Source organism: Bosea sp. Tri-49 (genome assembly GCF_003952665.1).
In the GTDB taxonomy this organism is placed as follows: Bacteria; Pseudomonadota; Alphaproteobacteria; order Rhizobiales; family Beijerinckiaceae; genus Allobosea.
Window position 1 is genome coordinate 4,074,512 of sequence record NZ_CP017946.1, and the last position, 15,963, is coordinate 4,090,474.

Genomic DNA, 15,963 nt, shown 5'->3' on the forward strand with positions numbered 1-15,963 from the left:
CGCTTATGGCTCAGGTCACGCTCAACAACGTCAAGAAGATCTATGCCGGCGGCGTCGAGGCGGTGAAGGGCGTCTCCTTCGACATCCCCGATGGCGGCTTCTGCGTCCTCGTCGGCCCCTCCGGCTGCGGCAAGTCGACCCTCCTGCGCATGGTCGCCGGGCTCGAGACGATCTCGGCCGGCGAGGTCGCGATCGGCAGCCGTGTCGTCAACCAGGTCGAGCCGGCCGACCGCGACATTGCCATGGTCTTCCAGAACTACGCGCTCTATCCGCATATGAGCGTCTACGACAACATGGCCTACGGTCTGCGCAACCGCGGCACGCCCAAGGACGAGATCGACAAGCGCGTGCAGGAAGCCGCGCGCATCCTCGCCATCGAGCCCTTCCTGCAGCGCCGCCCGCGCCAGCTCTCCGGCGGCCAGCGCCAGCGCGTCGCCATGGGCCGCGCCATCGTGCGCAAGCCGCAGGTCTTCCTGTTCGACGAGCCGCTCTCCAATCTCGACGCCAAGCTGCGCGTGCAGATGCGCGTCGAGATCAAGAAATTGCAGCGCGCCCTCGGCGTCACCGCGATCTACGTCACCCACGACCAGGTCGAGGCGATGACGCTCTCCGACAAGCTCGTGGTGATGAATGGCGGCCAGGTCGAGCAGATCGGCGTGCCCTCGGAAGTCTACCGCAAGCCGGCGAGCCGCTTCGTCGCCACCTTCATCGGCTCGCCGCCGATGAACCTGCTGGCGGCCAAGGTCGACGGCGCCGGCATCATCGCGCTCGGCGATGCCCTGCTGCAAGCGCGCGACCTGCGCGAGGATTTAGCCGTAGGCACCGCCGTCGAGGTCGGCCTGCGACCAGAGGACATCGAGATCGCCTCGGAGGGCGCCGCCGGCTCGCTGCCCTTCGACGTCGAGTTCATCGAGGAGCTCGGCGCGACCCAGCTCTTCCACGGCCAGCTCGCCGGCAAGCCCTTCGTGATGCAGGCGGCGACCGGCGAGGTCGCGGCCCAGCCCGGGCGGCTCTGGATCTCCGTCGACCCCGACAAGGTCCACGTCTTCGACGCGGAAAGCGGCGTGCGGCTCGGGCGGAGCTGACAGCGGAGCGCGGGAGCCTCTTCTTCAAAGAGCTGATACGCGCGTCATGCTCGGGCTTGACCCGAGCATCTCAGGCTGGAAGAGGCGCTAATGCCTTCTGGTCCTGAGATTCTCGGGTCTGCGCTGCGCTCCGCCCGAGAATGACGCATGGGGTTTCCCCGCCCGCAGGCTGATCCTGCGGGCGTTTTGCATGAGAGGGGCAGCGGAGCGCCGCGAGGCGCTGGTTTAGTGATCCGCTTCCGTGAGCTACGGAAGCGGCGCGGATGGATTGAGCCACCACCCGCACGCCCCGTGGCGCTCCGCCATCGGCGATTTTTAAGCTCCGGGCCGCGCTTCATTCGGACACACCGCCGATCCCGCCCGCCGCCTTCGCCAGTGCCCCTCATCGGGTCGTCGCGTCGGCGGCCGGGCGGTTGGTCATCGGCAGGCCGTCCAGCTAGCGAGCTCCTCGCGCAGGGGCCGTAGTACCCCCAGGTCGGTTCCCGAAGCCTCCCGGGAGCGAGGCGCAACCCTCGCCCGCAGGCGCCGCACCCACCCCGCCAAACGACATGCCTCCGGTTGGCCGCCCCTCGGGGATGGGATGCGCGCGATCATACGGGAGGTTCGGAGGGCGGGGATAAGATTGCGGTCTATCCCCGTTGGACGCGGGAGCCGCAACGGAGAACCCCTCTCCCGGATGGGAGAGGGGCAGGGGTGAGGGGCCGCCGCTGATTACTGAAACGCAACGGCGCCGCTGCGACTTATTTCGGATAGGGTAGGCCCTCATCCCTGCCCTTCTCCCATCCGGGAGAAGGGTTCCCCGCGGTTCACCCGCCTAAACCCGCAACGTTGCCCTGATCGCCGCTATCACCGCATCGCGATCATCGAGCACCTGCCAATTGGCGTAGCGCAGCACAGTAAAGCCGTGCCGCTCGATCTCTTCGGTCCGCGCCGCGTCGTAGTTCCGCTCGTGATCATGCTGGACGCCATCCAGCTCGACGATCAGCCGGCGCTCGATGCAGACGAAATCAACCGTGTAGCCGAGCAGCGGCACCTGCCGCCGGAACCGGAGGCCGTCGAGCCGGCGATTGCGCAGCAGTTCCCACGCGACCTCCTCGGCCGGCGTCGCACGCCGGCGCAGCCTGCGGGCGAAGCTGCGTTGCTCGGTGGTCATAAGGTGAGGATGCCTCGGCGAGCGCCAGAACCGCAACGGCCTCGCTGTGACAGGGGTCGCCGGAACCTCAACCTTGCCTTCTCCCGGATGGGAGAAGGTGGCGCGAAGCGCCGGATGAGGGCCTGCCCTCGCCGCAGAAGGCCGTAGCGGCGCCGTTGCGTTCAGACGATCAGCGGCGGGCCCTCACCCCTGCCCCTCTCCCATCCGGGAGAGGGGCTCCCCGCGCGCTTCGCCGCCGGGGTTCGTCTGATACGAATGGCGAGACTGCATCGAGGCGCCGGAACCTCGTCCCTTCCTTCTCCCGGATGGGAGAAGGTGGCGCGGAGCGCCGGATGAGGGCCTGCCCTTGCCGCAGAAGGTCGCAGCGGCGCCGTTGCATTCAGATAATCAGCGGCGGTCCCTCACCCCTGCCCCTCTCCCATCCGGGAGAGGGGTTCCCCGCGCGCTTCGCCGCTGGGGCTCTTCGGGTACGAATGGCGAGACTGCATCGAGGCGCCGGAACCTCGCCCCAGCCTTCTCCCGGATGGGAGAAGGTGGCGCGGAGCGCCGGATGAGGGCCTGCCCTCACCGATTGGGGCCGCAGCGGCTCCGTTGCATTCAAGTAATCAGCGGCAGGCCCTCACCCCTGCCCCTCTCCCATCCGGGAGAGGGGTTCCCCACGCCTTTCTTTCATCTCATGCATCGAGCGTGAATCGTTCGAAATCGGGTAATGGGTAAACGAAGGTGGAGCGGGCGGTCATTGCGGGAGGATAGAACCGACATGTCTATGGGAGAGCCGATAGGAGCGCCTCACCACCAGCGCAAGAGTAGCACTTCGCACTATCATCCCCTCACTTTGACCGCTCGCAACGATGCAAAAATGAAGGCAGTTAGTTCGCGAAAGACAAATTTCCCGTCATCCAGAGCTCTCCACATCATCGACTTCATAGTACCCCGCGTCATTACGGCCTAGCTGTCCGCGCTTGACCATTCGAGCGAGCACCGTATATCCGTATTGAGGGTTTCGTTGTATTTTTTGCCCTAAAGTATGATGAGCACGTATAGCTTGCGTCATATCTGAAGTGCTCATCTCATTTCCCACAGATCGACCTGCTATAATCTTTTTTACGATGTCAGGCGCAGCTTCTTCTTCCTCATACCCCGCGAACGGATCGACGCCTTTCGTCATCAACCGGTCATAAACGTCGGTCGCTATCAAGGCTTTACCCTGCCGCTTAATCTCCCCCCGATCGACCATACGTGAGACAGTGTTGTAAACAGAATTGGCGTTGCGCCGTACGCGATCGCCAAATTCGGAACGCTCCGCAGCGATCATCAGATCTCGATACGCAACTATTTCATTAGCTGCGATCAGGAAACTTCGAATCCACGAAGGTAAATCAATCTTCGATGGCTCACCCGACTTTTCATCTCGCGCAACACCAGCAAGCACCTCGGGCGGCAGAATAAGTTCAATCGCTGCTATTAGGCGATTGAGCTCGTCGAGCCGCGCTTCGATCTTTTTGCGCTCCTCGATCCATCTGCGCACGTCACCAATGGTAAGAAGGACGTCTGTTTCAGGCGGCATTGCACACCCCATTTCCCATGACAGCGACATATCACATACCCCTCTCCACAGGAAGCCCTCCAGACGACTGAGGGCGGGGGATTGACGACCTTCCTCCGATGAGCCAGAGATACGGCGAAGGAGACTCAGATGCGAATCAGGAGGGTCGCTCTTGCCGTTGTCATGCTCACGGACGCGGCACGGGCAAAATGAGAAAGCCGCCGACCCATGCACGGGTGCGGCGGCTTAGCGTGGGCGTCTAGCGAGAGAAGACCAGCGGCGGTGTGAATAACACTGCCGCTGTGATTTGTGAATCCCATTTCGCGGCGATTGTAAGAGATGGTTGGGAGCTACCTCCGCCTCCCCCGTCTCTCTCCCGCCCCCTTCGGCCGCGCCTCCGGCACCGGCCCCATCTCGTCGAGCGTCGGCTTCCTCGGCCGCGCCACGCTCGCCTTCGGCCGCCCCTCGCCGCCGCCCCAGTTGTGCGGGCCCATATCGGCGTCGGTCGGCTTGCGGGCGCGGGTCGGCAGGTTGGCCGAGGCGCCGTAGCTGCGCTCGCCCCGATACTTGCCGGCCGAGGACTCGACATCGCTCTGGCGGGCGAGCGGGTCGTCGGCGATGGCGAGCTCGGTCGCCTGCAGGCGCTTGATCTCGTCGCGCAGCCGGGCGGCGGTCTCGAATTCGAGGTCGGCCGCGGCCTCGCGCATGCGCTTCTCGAGATCGGCGATCGCGGCCTTGAGGTTGTGGCCTGCGACCGGCCCCTCGACCAGGCCCTTGTCGACGGTGACGTGGTCGCGCTCATAGACCGAGCCGAGGATGTCGCCGATGGCGCGCTTGATCGTCTGCGGCGTGATGCCGTGCTGCGCGTTGTAGGCCTCCTGCTTCTCGCGGCGGCGATTGGTCTCGGCCATCGCCCGCTCCATCGAGCCGGTGATGTGGTCGGCATAGAGCACGACCTTGCCGTCGACATTGCGGGCGGCGCGGCCGATGGTCTGGATCAGCGAGGTCTCGGAGCGCAGGAAGCCCTCCTTGTCGGCGTCGAGAATGGCGACGAAGCCGCATTCGGGGATGTCGAGGCCCTCGCGCAGCAGGTTGATGCCGACCAGCACGTCGAAGGCGCCGAGGCGCAGATCGCGCAGGATCTCGATGCGCTCGATCGTGTCGATGTCCGAGTGCATATAGCGCACGCGCACGCCGTTTTCGTGCAGGTACTCGGTCAGGTCCTCGGCCATGCGCTTGGTCAGCACGGTGACGAGGGTGCGGTAGCCCTTGGCGGAGACCTCCTTGACCTCGTCGAGGAGGTCGGCGACCTGGTGCTTGGCCGGGCGGATCTCGACCGGCGGGTCGATCAGCCCGGTCGGGCGGATGACCTGCTCGGTGAAGACGCCGCCGGTCTGGTCCATCTCCCAGCCGCCGGGCGTCGCCGAGACATGGACCGAGGACGGACGCATCGCATCCCATTCCTCGAAGCGCAGCGGCCGGTTGTCCATGCAGGAGGGCAGGCGGAAGCCGTACTCCGCCAGCGTCGCCTTGCGGCGGAAGTCGCCTTTGTACATCGCGCCGATCTGCGGCACGGTGACATGGCTCTCATCGGTGAAGACGAGGGCGTTGTCGGGCAGGTATTCGAACAAGGTCGGCGGCGGCTCGCCCGGCTTGCGGCCGGTGAGGTAGCGCGAATAATTCTCGATGCCGTTGCAAGAGCCGGTCGCCTCGATCATCTCGATGTCGAAGGTGCAGCGCTGGTCGAGCCGCTGCGCCTCGAGATAGCGGCCCATGCGGTTGAGCTCGTCGAGCCGGCCCTTGAGCTCCTGCTTGATCGACTTGACCGCCTGGTTCAGCGTCGGGCGCGGCGTGGTGTAGTGCGAATTGCCGTAGACCTTGATGAATTCGAGCTCGCCGGTCTTCTGCCCGGTCAGCGGGTCGAACTCGGAGATGCTCTCGACCTCGTCCCCGAACAGGCCGATGCGCCAGGCCCGATCCTCGTAGTGGGCCGGGAAGAGCTCGACCGTATCGCCGCGGACCCGGAACGAGCCGCGGGAAAAGTCGTGCTGGGTGCGCTTGTACTGCAGCGCCACGAGGTCGGCGATCAATTGGCGCTGCTCGATGCGCTCGCCGAGCTTCAGCGAGAAGGTCATCGCCGTATAGGTCTCGACCGAGCCGATACCGTAGATGCAGGAGACCGAGGCGACGATGATGACGTCGTCGCGCTCGAGCAGCGAGCGCGTCGCCGAATGGCGCATGCGGTCGATCTGCTCGTTGATCGAGGACTCCTTCTCGATATAGGTGTCCGAGCGCGGGACGTAGGCCTCCGGCTGGTAGTAATCGTAATAGGAAACGAAGTACTCGACCGCGTTGTCGGGGAAGAAGCTTTTGAATTCCCCGTACAATTGGGCGGCGAGTGTCTTGTTCGGCGCCAGGATCAGCGCCGGGCGCTGCGTCTTCTCGATTACCTGCGCCATGGTGAAGGTCTTGCCCGAGCCGGTGACGCCGAGCAGCACCTGGTCGCGCTCCTGCCGCCTGATGCCGTCGACGAGGTCGGCGATCGCGGTCGGCTGATCGCCGGCCGGCTCGAAATCGGACTGCATGCGGAAGCGCACACCGCCCTCCGACTTCTCGGGTCGTTCGGGCCGGTGCGGCGTCCAGGGCTTGCCGGGCTCGATGAACGGGCTGCCGGTCTCGAGCAGCGCCTGCAGCGATTTCGCCGTCAGCGATGCCGCGCTGTCGCTGTCGGGATCGAAGGCGGCATCGGCCTTCTTCGAGAGCTTGCGCGGCTTCGACTCGCCGGCATCGCCCGGCCGCGCCTCATAGCCGGCCTGCGGCGTGTCGCTGAAGCCTGACGCACCGCCGGGAACCGCCTTGCCGCGGTTGATCGCCGGGTTGAGCAAATCGGCGAGGTAGCCCTCCAGCGGCTTGAGATCCGGCTTGGTCGCCTTGGAATTGGGCGTGCGGGTCGCGGCGGATTTCTTTGCGGCCTTGGGCTTGGCGGAGGTCGCGTCGGGCGTGGTGTCTGAGCTCTTGGGCATGGCCGGAATATGGGCGCGATTTGCGGCCGATGCGAGAGGGCGAGGTGCCGAAAGCACCATTCTGGTGACAGGAGTTGACAGCAACCGCGCTGCCCGCATTAATTGTATTATTAACTAATAATCAACCATAAGGCGGCGACCATGTCGGGGGGCGAGGTCGGAGGGGGCGGCGACGATGTCGAAGCCTTCATTACGCGCTGGCGCGCCTCGGAAGGGGCCGAGCGCGCGGCCTACGCGCAGTTCCTGACCGAATTCTGCCGGCTGATCGGCGTCGAGACGCCGCTGCCACCGACCAGCGATGCCGAGGCGGTGACCTATCGCTTCGAGTATCCGGTAAAGTTCCGCGACCCGTCAGGTGTGGCCACGACCGGGCGGATCGACCTCTACAAGAAATCCTGCTTCGTGCTCGAGGCCAAGCAGAGCCGGCTGAAGGGCCAGACCAAGGAAATCCTGCCGGCGCAGGGCAGCCTCGTCCCGGCCGAGCCCTGCGGCCCTCGCGGGCGGCGTGGTGCCGATCGCGGCTGGGACGTGCTGATGCTCAACGCCCGCCGCCAAGCCGAGGACTATGCCAAGGCGCTGCCGGCGGCGCATGGCTGGCCGCCCTTCCTGATCATCTGCGATGTCGGGCACTGCTTCGAGCTCTATGCCGATTTCACTGGCCAGGGAAAGAACTACGTCCAGTTCCCGGACCGGCAGCGCTACCGGGTCTATCTCGACGATCTGCGCGAGCCGGAGGTGCGCCGGCGTATGGCCGCGATCTGGCGGGAGCCGCTGACGCTCGATCCGAACCGGTATGCGGCGCGCGTGACGCGCAAGATCGCCGAGCGGCTCGCAGCGGTCTCCAAGGCCTTGGAGCGCGAACATGATCCGGAAGAGGTCGCGCTGTTCCTGATGCGCTGCGTCTTCACGATGTTCGCCGAGGACGCCGAACTGATCCCGAAGGATTCGTTCAAGGCGCTGCTGCGCGATTGCCGCGACAATCCGAGCGCCTTCCGGCCGCTGGTCGAGGAGCTCTGGCGGGTGATGGACAAGGGCGGCTACTCGATCACGCTGCGCACGACGATGCGGCGCTTCAACGGCAAGCTGTTCGAGGACGCCCGCGTCTTCGCGCTGGAGAAGGCCGAGATCGGCGAATTGCTGGCCGCCGCCGAGCACGATTGGAAAGGAGTCGAGCCCTCGATCTTCGGCACCATGCTGGAACAGGCGCTCGATCCTGCCGAGCGCGCCCGGCTCGGGGCGCACTATACACCGCGTGCCTATGTCGAGCGGCTGGTGGTCGAGACGGTGATCGCGCCCCTGCGCGAGGACTGGCGCCATGTGCTCGGCGCCGCCCAGCAGGCGCGCGATTCCAGAGACCATCGGCGGGCGCTCGCGTTGATCGAGGAGTTCCATCGCACGCTCTGCGAGACGCGCGTGCTCGACCCCGGCTGCGGCACCGGCAACTTCCTGCATGTCGCGCAGGAGTTGAAGAAGAAGCTCGAAGGCGAGGTGCTCGATGCCGCCGGCGAGCTCGGCAGCCGCGAGCGACTCGGCGGCATCGCCGATCGCCATGTCGGCCCGCACCAGTTCCTCGGCATGGACACCAACCGCCGCGCCGTCGCGATCGCCGACCTCGTCCTCTGGATCGGCCATCTGCAATGGCATTTCCGGACGCGCGGTTACGCTCCGCGCGAGCCGATCCTGGAGCGGCTCGACCATATCTACCGGCGCGACGCCGTGCTCGAATGGGATGGCTGGCCGGTACCGCAATGGCGCGACGGCAAGGAGGTACTGCCCAATCCACGCCGACCGGCCTGGCCAGAGGCCGAGTTCATCGTCGGCAACCCGCCCTTCATCGGTGGCAAGGACATCCGCGCGCGGCTCGGCGGTCTCTATGCCGAGGCGCTATGGGCGGCGCATCCCCAGATGAACGAAAGCGCCGACTATGTGATGTATTGGTGGGATCGGGCAGCGGAATTGCTGACGCGCCCTGGTACCAGGCTGAGGCGCTTCGGCCTGGTGACGACGAACTCGATCACCCAGGTCTTCCAGCGCCGCGTGGTTCAACGCCATCTCGACGGCAAGAAGCCGATCTCTCTGCTGCTGGCGATCCCCGACCATCCCTGGACCAAGGTCGGCAAGGATACGGCGGCGGTGCGTATCGCCATGACCGTCGCCGAGGCCGGCCGGTATGAGGGGCGGCTACGCAAGGTGATCTTCGAAGCGGCGCTCGACAGCGACCAGCCGCAGATCGCGCTGGGCGAACGGCAGGGGCGGATCAATGCCGACCTGACGATCGGAACCGACGTCTCCTCGGCGCAGGAACTTTTGGCGAATGGCGGGCTCTGCTCGCCGGGCGTCAAGCTCCACGGCTCCGGCTTCCTCGTCACGCTCGCCGAAGCGCAGGCTCTGGGCCTCGGCCGGCGACCCGGATTGGAAAGCCATATCCGCTGTTATCGCAACGGCCGCGACCTCACTGCGCGCCCGCGCCACGTCATGACGATCGACCTGTTCGGACTGACGGCGAACGAGGTGCGCGATCAATTTCCGGAGGTCTATCAACACGTCAAGCTTACCGTGAAGGAAGCAAAGGACGCTCATGGCAAGTCGATCGGCCGGGATGCCAACAACCGCCAATCTTATCGCGATCTCTGGTGGGTTTTTGGAGAACCGCGCAAGGAGCTGCGCCCAGCTCTCGACGGTCTCCAGCGCTATATCGCCACCGTCGAGACGGCCAAGCACCGCGTCTTCCAGTTTCTCGATGCCAGCATCCTGCCGGACAACATGCTGGTCGCAGTCGCGCTGTCCGACGCCTTCCATCTCGGCGTGTTGTCATCGCGCGTCCACTGCGCCTGGGCCGTGCGCGCCGGGGGCTGGCTCGGCATCAGCAACGACCCACGCTACTCAAAATCCCGCTGCTTCGATCCCTTCCCTTTTCCCGATGCAAGCGAGGCCCAGAAGGAAGCCATCCGTGCTCCGGCCGAGGCGCTCGATGCGTTGCGCAAGCAGGTGTTGGTCGAGTATCCCGACCTGACGTTGACCAAGCTTTACAATGTCCGTCAGACGATCCTGTCCGGCGCACCGCTCTCGCCTGCTGAAACCGACATCCGCGATCGCGGCCTGGTGTTGATCCTGAACGAGCATCACGACGCGATCGATGCCGCGGTCGCGGCAGCCTACGGGCTGCCGGCCTATGCCAGCGAGGAGGCGGTCCTGGAGGCCTTCGTCGGGCTGAACCGCCAAAGGACCCGTGAGGAGAGGCACGGCGAGGTGCGCTGGCTCAGACCAGACTATCAGCGGCCACGCTTTGGCCGGGACGCAGCGGCGGGCGAGCAGATCGCAGCCGCGGAATTGCTGGTCATGCCGACGCCGGCCGTCAAGCCAAGCTTTCCAACCCAACCGGTCGAGCGTGTTGCAACCGTCCTCGCGATTCTGGCCGCCTCGGATTCACCGCTCGACGCAGGGGCGATCGCCCTGCGCTTTCACCAAGGGCTCCGGATCAAGCCGGCCGTGCATGGAATTCTCGTTTCGCTCAACCGTGTCGGCGAGGTCTCGACCGGCGATGGCGGCGGGAGCTTCGCGCGGCGGCTGCTGGCGACCGGCTGACCCTCACGCCCGTTTGCGCTCGCCCTGCCCGGCGATCTCGGCCATCTTGCGCCTGGCCCGCAGCCTTCGTCGCCGCCCCAGAGCAGCCAGGCGATGTAGCCGGCCGAAGGCGCCTTGCCGTCGCCGAAGCCCTTGCCTGCTTGTCGAGAGCGTGGCGGGCGAAATAGCTGACCATGCGCTCGATCGTCTCGGCGCTGAGCCGGCGGCGGTTGCTGAGGTCGCGGGCCCGGGCGGCACCGATCACGGTGCCGCCGCGATTGAAGTCCCGGCGCAGGCGCAGGCCCTTGCCGGCGTTCTCGGCGACACGCAGCGGTGGCGTCAGGTCGACATGGGCGATGCTCATCTTACGTCCTTGGGCGCAACGTCTTCGTCATGGAAACGGAGGATGCTCTGCTGGTTGAAACGCCGGGGCCATGCTTTGGTTTCGGCAGATCAGGGAGGAGAGGATGCGGAGCGGCTTTTTCGGCGGCGCGCTGGCGCTGCTCGTCTGCGCGGGCGCAGCACAAGCGGTCGGCCCCGACTGGACCTATCTCGACGAGGATCCCGATTATCGCCAGGCGCGGCGCTGGATCGAGGAGAAGAATTACGCGCCGGCGATCGAGAGGCTGATGACCCTGCTGAAGCATCAGCCGGATTCGCCAGTGCTGCTCAACTGGATAGCCTTCTCACAACGCAAATTGAAGAACTATCCGGTCTCGAAGCAGTTCTACGACGCGGCGCTGCTGCGCGATCCGACCTATCTGCCGGCGCTGGAATATCAGGGCGAATGGTTCATCGAGACCGGCGACATGGCCTCGGCCAAGGCCAATCTTGAGAAGCTGACCAAACTCTGCGGACGCTGCCATGAGTGGCAGGATCTCGACCAGGCGATCCGGGCGGCAGAGGCGAAGTAAGCCCCGTCACGCAAGCGTCACGACGTTGTCGCGCGACTGCAAGATGCGGACGCGAAGCGGGGTCGTCCCGCTTTTCCGCAACCGGAGCTCCACGCCATGCGTCTGCGCCTCGCCGCCGCCCTCCTGCTTTCATCGACCATGCTCGCTGGCGCACAGGATGCGCCGAAGGAGTTCCCGGCCAAGCTGGTCGGGCATGCCCTGCTGCCGGCCAACACCATCATCCCGGCACCGGCCGATGCGCCAGCCGACCTCAAGGTCTCCGGCAAGTTCACCACGCCGGGCAAGCGCATCGAGCAGGTCGGCACGGTGATGGGCACCTCGGGCGGCCGCCCGACCGGCCTCTCCACCCCCTTCGCCGGCCAGCCGGTGCAAGGCTTTTCCGGCATCCGCTCGCTGGGGAATGGCGAGTTCCTGGTGCTGACCGATAACGGTTTCGGTGCCAAGGCGAACTCGCCTGACGCGATGCTGTTCTTCCATAAGCTCAAGGCCGATTTTGCCGGCGGCAAGATCGAGCGCACCGCGACCACCTTCCTGCACGATCCCGACAAGAAGGTGCCGTTCCGCATCGCCAACGAGGGCACCGAAAAGCGCTACCTGACCGGCGCCGATTTCGATCCGGAATCGATCCAGCCGATCGGCGGCAAATACTGGATCGGCGACGAGTTCGGCCCCTACCTGATCCGCGTCGACGCCAACGGCAAGGTCGAGGCCGTGTTCGAGACGACCGTCGACGGCAAGCCGGCCCGCTCGCCCGACCATTACGCCGTGACGACGCCCGGCGCGCCGAACCTGCCGGTCGAGTTCAATGTCCGCCGCTCTAAGGGCTATGAGGGCATGGCGCAGTCGCCGGACGGCCGCTTCCTCTATCCGCTGCTGGAAGGCCCACTCTGGAACGCCGAGACCAAGGGCAATGAAGAGGTCGACGGCAAGGAAGTGCTGCGCATCCTCGAATTCGACGTCCAGGCCGAGAAGTGGACCGGCCGCTCCTGGTTCTTCCCGCTCGAGCAGAAGGGCCTCGCCATCGGCGACTTCAACATGATCGACGCCACCACCGCGCTGATCATCGAGCGTGATAACGGCGAAGGCACTGCCGACCGCGCCTGCGCCGCCGGCCAGAAGGGCCCGGATTGCTTCCACGACCTCGCCAAGTTTAAGCGCATCGTGAAGATCGAGATGACCGACGCCAATGTCGGCAAGCCCGTCCGCAAGGTCGGCTATATCGACCTGATGAAGATCGCCGACCCCGACAAGAAGGCGAAGCAGGGCGCGATCGACGGCGTGCTGCCCTTCCCGTTCTTCACCATCGAGAACGTCGATGTGGTCGATCTCGCGGGTGGCATCATCGTCGTCGGCAACGACAACAACCTGCCGTTCTCGTCGTCGCGCGACCCGAAGAAGGCGGACGACAACGAACTGGTGCTGCTCTCGGTCAAGGAACTGCTCGCGGCCAAGTGAGCCGCTCGGCTCGCCAAAGTCACGGCGAAGTCGAAACTCACCTGCGTCAAGTCGTCAGGTACCCCATGGCCGGCTCACGCCGGCCATGTCCATTTATTGGCCAGTCCTTGAGCTGTTTCGGCGACAGGCGTATAATGTGCTGGACCAAGCGCCTCGTGCGTGAGGCGCCGTGGTTGGATGATCTTCACCGATGGAGGTGATCATGTTGACCGCGAATATGAATGGAAAACGTCCGCAGGACTGGCTCAACCTGATCCTCGGCGCACTCCTGTTCATCTCGCCCTGGATGATGGGCTTCCTGGCCGACACCGCGCCGACCCGCAATGCCTGGCTGGTCGGCGCCGTTCTCGCCGTGATCGCGATCGCGGCGCTCGCCGCCTTCGCCGAATGGGAGGAATGGGTGAACCTGGCGCTCGGCCTCTGGCTGATCGCCGCGCCCTGGATGCTCGGCTTCACCGGCAACTTCGCCGCGTTCTGGACGCATCTGACGCTCGGCCTGCTGACGGCCGCCGTCTCGGCCTGGGCGGTCTGGGACTACCGGCACGAGCCGCACGCCACGGCCTGAACGACCGGCCGGGTCCGCCAGGCCCGCGGACCCGGCCACACGATCCTAAATCCGCAGCGCCCCTGGCCCGGCGACGGCGCCGGGCGGTCATTTGCCCGAGATGATCATGCCCAGGATCTCGTCCTGGGTGACGTCGCGGACATGGGCAGTGCCGACCACCTTGCCGTTCTTCATCACGCTGACGCGATCGGCCAGATCGAAGACGTCGTGCAGCATGGCTGATCTGCTGGGTACCGTTTGGTTCCAGGCGGAATTTGATCGCCGGCTATTCTAGCGGCAGAGAGCGGCACGCATGGCGGGCAGGCGCAGCACCTCGGCGGCAGTCCCGGTGCGCTGCCAGCTGGCAGGACTGCTCTCCTCGGCCGGCGGATCGACACGCAGGAAGACCGAGCTCCGATCCGTCAGACGGCACAGGAATTCGCGCTGAATCTCGGCCGTCATCGGTCCATCGGGCGCGGTACCATCCTCGTTGGAGGCGACGATCAGCGGGCTCCCCGGCAGGGTGATCGTGACGGTCCGCAGCCGTGTCGGAAGAGCGGCCTGGCCGATGAAGAGATGGAACTGCAGGGCTGCCGTCTGCTGGTAGCGCCCTTCGGCGACGGCGAGTGCCAGTCGCAAGGTGCCGCCGCGATGCGGACCAAGCTCGACCGAACCGATCGGGGTCGCCGGCGCGGTGAGTGTCGCAGGAACCACCGGCGCAGCGTTCAAGCCGGCAGGCGCGCCAGGCGCCAATCCGGAGCGCAGGCTGGAGAAGGCGAGCGCCGCCGAGCCGAGTTCCGTCGCGATCGTGGTCGCGAGCATCTCATCGGGCTTGAGGTAGCGCATCGTGTCGGCCGGCGTCGACACCGTCACCTCGATGAAGGAGCGGTCGAGACCCATGGTGTCGAGATAGCGTCTCATCTTGGCGTCGATTTCGCCGGTCGCCTGCTCCTGCTTGACCGTCCGCGTCTCCGTCCTCTCGTCGACCAGCTCCCTGCGCCCGCGCACGACCCTGTAGTCGCGCACCGTCGTCGTCTCGGTCTCGACGATGGTCTGCTGGTGCACGCCGATGCGCGATTGCGACGGGATGATCCGGCGTTGCCCTCCGGCGAGGAAGAGCGTGCAGGCGGAGGCGCAGAGCGGGCTGCGCTCGTCGATCGTGCCGAGCGCCGGATCACGCTGGGTGAAGACGGTGCGGGCGACCGCAATGTCGAGACCGCTCTTGCGGATGAGTTCGCCCATGGCGATCGCAATCTCGACCGTACCGCCGGTCGAGTAGACCAGCACCGGCAGCTTGCGCCCGTTGAGCTCGGCGATCGCACGGCGTAGCTCAGCGAGCGTGTCCTTGGTGATCGCGCCCTGGGCGGCAAGCCATTCGCGGCAATCGGGCTCGCAGGGTTCGGCGCTGCGCGTCACTACGATGCGCATCGGCTCCGGCTGCGGCGCCGCGGCAGGCTTGTCCTGCGCCACCGCCGGCAGGGCGAGCAGCGAAAGAGCCAGAGCCAGAAGGGAAACGATACGCATCACGAAACCAGCGTTCTCCGGCGCAGTTCGACGCAAGGAAGCCCTAGGCGCGAGGATTTGACAACAGCCTCCCTGCCCCGTCGCATGGGCAGGGGGATAGGGTTAACGATCTCGCTTGGCCGTTGGGCTTCTTTGAGGCGCTCTCGCGGCGGATTTCAGCCTGTGATCGCGTCGATCTCGGCCAGCTCCTCCGGGGTCAGCGCCCAGTCGGCTGCCTTGACGTTGGCAGCGATCTGCTCCGGCTTGGTCGCGCCGGCGATGACGCTGGAGACGACCGGCTGGGCGACCAGCCAGGAGAAGGCGAGCTCCAGTAGCGTCCGGCCGCGCGCTTCGCAGAAAGCGGCGAGCTTCTCGGTCTTACCCCAGTTCGCCTCGGTCAGCACCTCGCCGGCGCGCTGCGCCTCGCGGGTCATGCGCGCGCCCTCCGGCATCGGGGCGCCACGCTGGTACTTGCCGGTGAGGAGGCCGTTGGCCAGCGGGAAATAAGGGAGCAGGCCCATGCCGAAATGGCTGGCAGCCGGGATTAGCTCCTTCTCGGCGCCGCGCACCAGCAGGCTGTACTCGTCCTGCGCCGAGGCGAAGGCCTCGATGCCGAGCGTCTTGGCCGTCCAATAGGCGTCGGCGACTTGCCAGGACGGCAGGTTCGAGCAGCCGATATAGCGGATCTTGCCCTGGCGGATCAGGTCCTCGAGCGCGCGCAGCGTCTCGGCGATCGGGGTGAGCGGGTCAGGCCGGTGCAACTGGTAAAGGTCGATCCAGTCGGTCTTCATTCGCTTCAGCGAGGCCTCGACCGCCTCGATGATGTAGCGCCGCGAGCCGCCCTTCTTCACGCCCTCCTCATCCATGTTCATGCCGAACTTGCTGGCGAGCACGATGTCCTTGCGGCGGGCGCCCAGCAGTTCGCCCAGCGCGAGCTCCGAGCCGCCGCGATTGCCGTAGATGTCGGCGGTGTCGAACAGGGTGATGCCATGTTCGATCGCCGCGTCGACGACCTTGCGCGCCGCATCCAGATCAATCCGGCCGCCGAAATTGTTGCAACCGAGGCCGATGAGCGAGACGCGCAGGCCGGAGCGGCCGAGATTGCGGAACTGCATGGTGACATCCTTCCCCTTGATAGCGGAGCGCAAGGGAGCAGAGCCGAGAGCGAGAGACAAT

At 65.8% G+C, this 15,963-nt stretch carries 10 protein-coding genes and 2 pseudogenes; 5 read left to right on the plus strand and 7 right to left on the minus strand.

Translation table 11 applies throughout. The features are described 5' to 3' along the window. The first annotated feature begins 5 nt into the window (after positions 1-5). A complete protein-coding gene (locus BLM15_RS19660; protein WP_126114340.1) occupies positions 6-1,085 on the plus strand; it encodes a sn-glycerol-3-phosphate import ATP-binding protein UgpC in 1,080 nt (359 codons plus the stop codon). Between the two features lie 814 nt (positions 1,086-1,899). Here BLM15_RS19660 and BLM15_RS19665 read toward each other — a convergent pair. The 3 genes from BLM15_RS19665 to uvrB all read right to left on the minus strand — a co-directional run bounded on the left by BLM15_RS19665 (position 1,900) and on the right by uvrB (position 6,807). Beyond that, positions 1,900-2,238, minus strand: coding sequence for an endonuclease domain-containing protein (locus BLM15_RS19665; RefSeq protein WP_126114341.1), 339 nt, complete (start codon positions 2,236-2,238; stop codon positions 1,900-1,902). A gap of 895 nt (positions 2,239-3,133) precedes the next feature. Continuing rightward, entirely contained in the window at positions 3,134-3,835 is a 702-nt protein-coding gene (locus tag BLM15_RS19670) for a hypothetical protein (protein ID WP_126114342.1), read from the minus strand. 299 nt (positions 3,836-4,134) lie between these two features. Further along, positions 4,135-6,807 (minus strand): excinuclease ABC subunit UvrB, encoded by a 2,673-nt coding sequence (gene uvrB, locus BLM15_RS19675; RefSeq protein ID WP_126114343.1) that lies wholly within the window; start codon positions 6,805-6,807, stop codon positions 4,135-4,137. Between the two features lie 141 nt (positions 6,808-6,948). On the opposite strand from uvrB, the gene BLM15_RS19680 reads away from it, so the two are divergent. Then, on the plus strand, positions 6,949-10,392 hold the full coding sequence (locus tag BLM15_RS19680) for a class I SAM-dependent DNA methyltransferase (RefSeq protein WP_126114344.1): 3,444 nt from the start codon (positions 6,949-6,951) through the stop codon (positions 10,390-10,392). Between the two features lie 62 nt (positions 10,393-10,454). Here the strand turns inward: BLM15_RS19680 and BLM15_RS31920 are convergent. Continuing rightward, positions 10,455-10,735 (minus strand): annotated as a pseudogene (locus BLM15_RS31920) (hypothetical protein); the annotation flags it as partial. Between the two features lie 103 nt (positions 10,736-10,838). Here BLM15_RS31920 and BLM15_RS19690 point away from each other — a divergent pair. The 3 genes from BLM15_RS19690 (at position 10,839) to BLM15_RS19700 (ending at position 13,305) form a co-directional block, all read left to right on the plus strand. After that, complete coding sequence (locus BLM15_RS19690) at positions 10,839-11,285, plus strand: tetratricopeptide repeat protein (protein WP_126114345.1); 447 nt, start codon at positions 10,839-10,841, stop codon at positions 11,283-11,285. Positions 11,286-11,381: 96 nt separating this feature from the next. Next, positions 11,382-12,740, plus strand: a complete 1,359-nt coding sequence (locus tag BLM15_RS19695) for an esterase-like activity of phytase family protein (protein WP_126114346.1) — start codon at positions 11,382-11,384, stop codon at positions 12,738-12,740. A gap of 202 nt (positions 12,741-12,942) precedes the next feature. Further along, positions 12,943-13,305 carry an SPW repeat protein gene (locus BLM15_RS19700; protein ID WP_164547581.1) on the plus strand — a complete coding sequence of 121 codons (363 nt, stop codon included), beginning with the start codon at positions 12,943-12,945 and terminating at the stop codon, positions 13,303-13,305. Between the two features lie 87 nt (positions 13,306-13,392). Here BLM15_RS19700 and BLM15_RS19705 read toward each other — a convergent pair. From BLM15_RS19705 to BLM15_RS19715, 3 genes and pseudogenes are all read right to left on the minus strand, one after another. Further along, a pseudogene (locus BLM15_RS19705) lies at positions 13,393-13,518 on the minus strand (sugar ABC transporter ATP-binding protein); the annotation flags it as partial. Positions 13,519-13,575: 57 nt separating this feature from the next. Further along, positions 13,576-14,808: a COG3904 family protein gene (locus BLM15_RS19710; protein WP_126114347.1), complete on the minus strand. Its 1,233-nt coding sequence runs from the start codon at positions 14,806-14,808 to the stop codon at positions 13,576-13,578. Positions 14,809-14,963: 155 nt separating this feature from the next. Continuing rightward, positions 14,964-15,902 (minus strand): aldo/keto reductase, encoded by a 939-nt coding sequence (locus BLM15_RS19715; RefSeq protein WP_126114348.1) that lies wholly within the window; start codon positions 15,900-15,902, stop codon positions 14,964-14,966. Between the last annotated feature and the right edge of the window lie 61 nt (positions 15,903-15,963).

Bases quoted from the DNA above. Each gene is read 5' to 3' on its own strand.
- BLM15_RS19665 (WP_126114341.1), bottom strand. From the start codon at position 2,238: ATGACCACCGAGCAACGCAGCTTCGCCCGCAGGCTGCGCCGGCGTGCG.
- BLM15_RS19660 (WP_126114340.1), top strand. From the start codon at position 6: ATGGCTCAGGTCACGCTCAACAACGTCAAGAAGATCTATGCCGGCGGC.
- BLM15_RS19695 (WP_126114346.1), top strand. From the start codon at position 11,382: ATGCGTCTGCGCCTCGCCGCCGCCCTCCTGCTTTCATCGACCATGCTC.
- BLM15_RS19670 (WP_126114342.1), bottom strand. From the start codon at position 3,835: ATGTCGCTGTCATGGGAAATGGGGTGTGCAATGCCGCCTGAAACAGAC.
- BLM15_RS19680 (WP_126114344.1), top strand. From the start codon at position 6,949: ATGTCGGGGGGCGAGGTCGGAGGGGGCGGCGACGATGTCGAAGCCTTC.
- uvrB (WP_126114343.1), bottom strand. From the start codon at position 6,807: ATGCCCAAGAGCTCAGACACCACGCCCGACGCGACCTCCGCCAAGCCC.
- BLM15_RS19690 (WP_126114345.1), top strand. From the start codon at position 10,839: ATGCGGAGCGGCTTTTTCGGCGGCGCGCTGGCGCTGCTCGTCTGCGCG.
- BLM15_RS19715 (WP_126114348.1), bottom strand. From the start codon at position 15,902: ATGCAGTTCCGCAATCTCGGCCGCTCCGGCCTGCGCGTCTCGCTCATC.
- BLM15_RS19710 (WP_126114347.1), bottom strand. From the start codon at position 14,808: ATGCGTATCGTTTCCCTTCTGGCTCTGGCTCTTTCGCTGCTCGCCCTG.
- BLM15_RS19700 (WP_164547581.1), top strand. From the start codon at position 12,943: ATGTTGACCGCGAATATGAATGGAAAACGTCCGCAGGACTGGCTCAAC.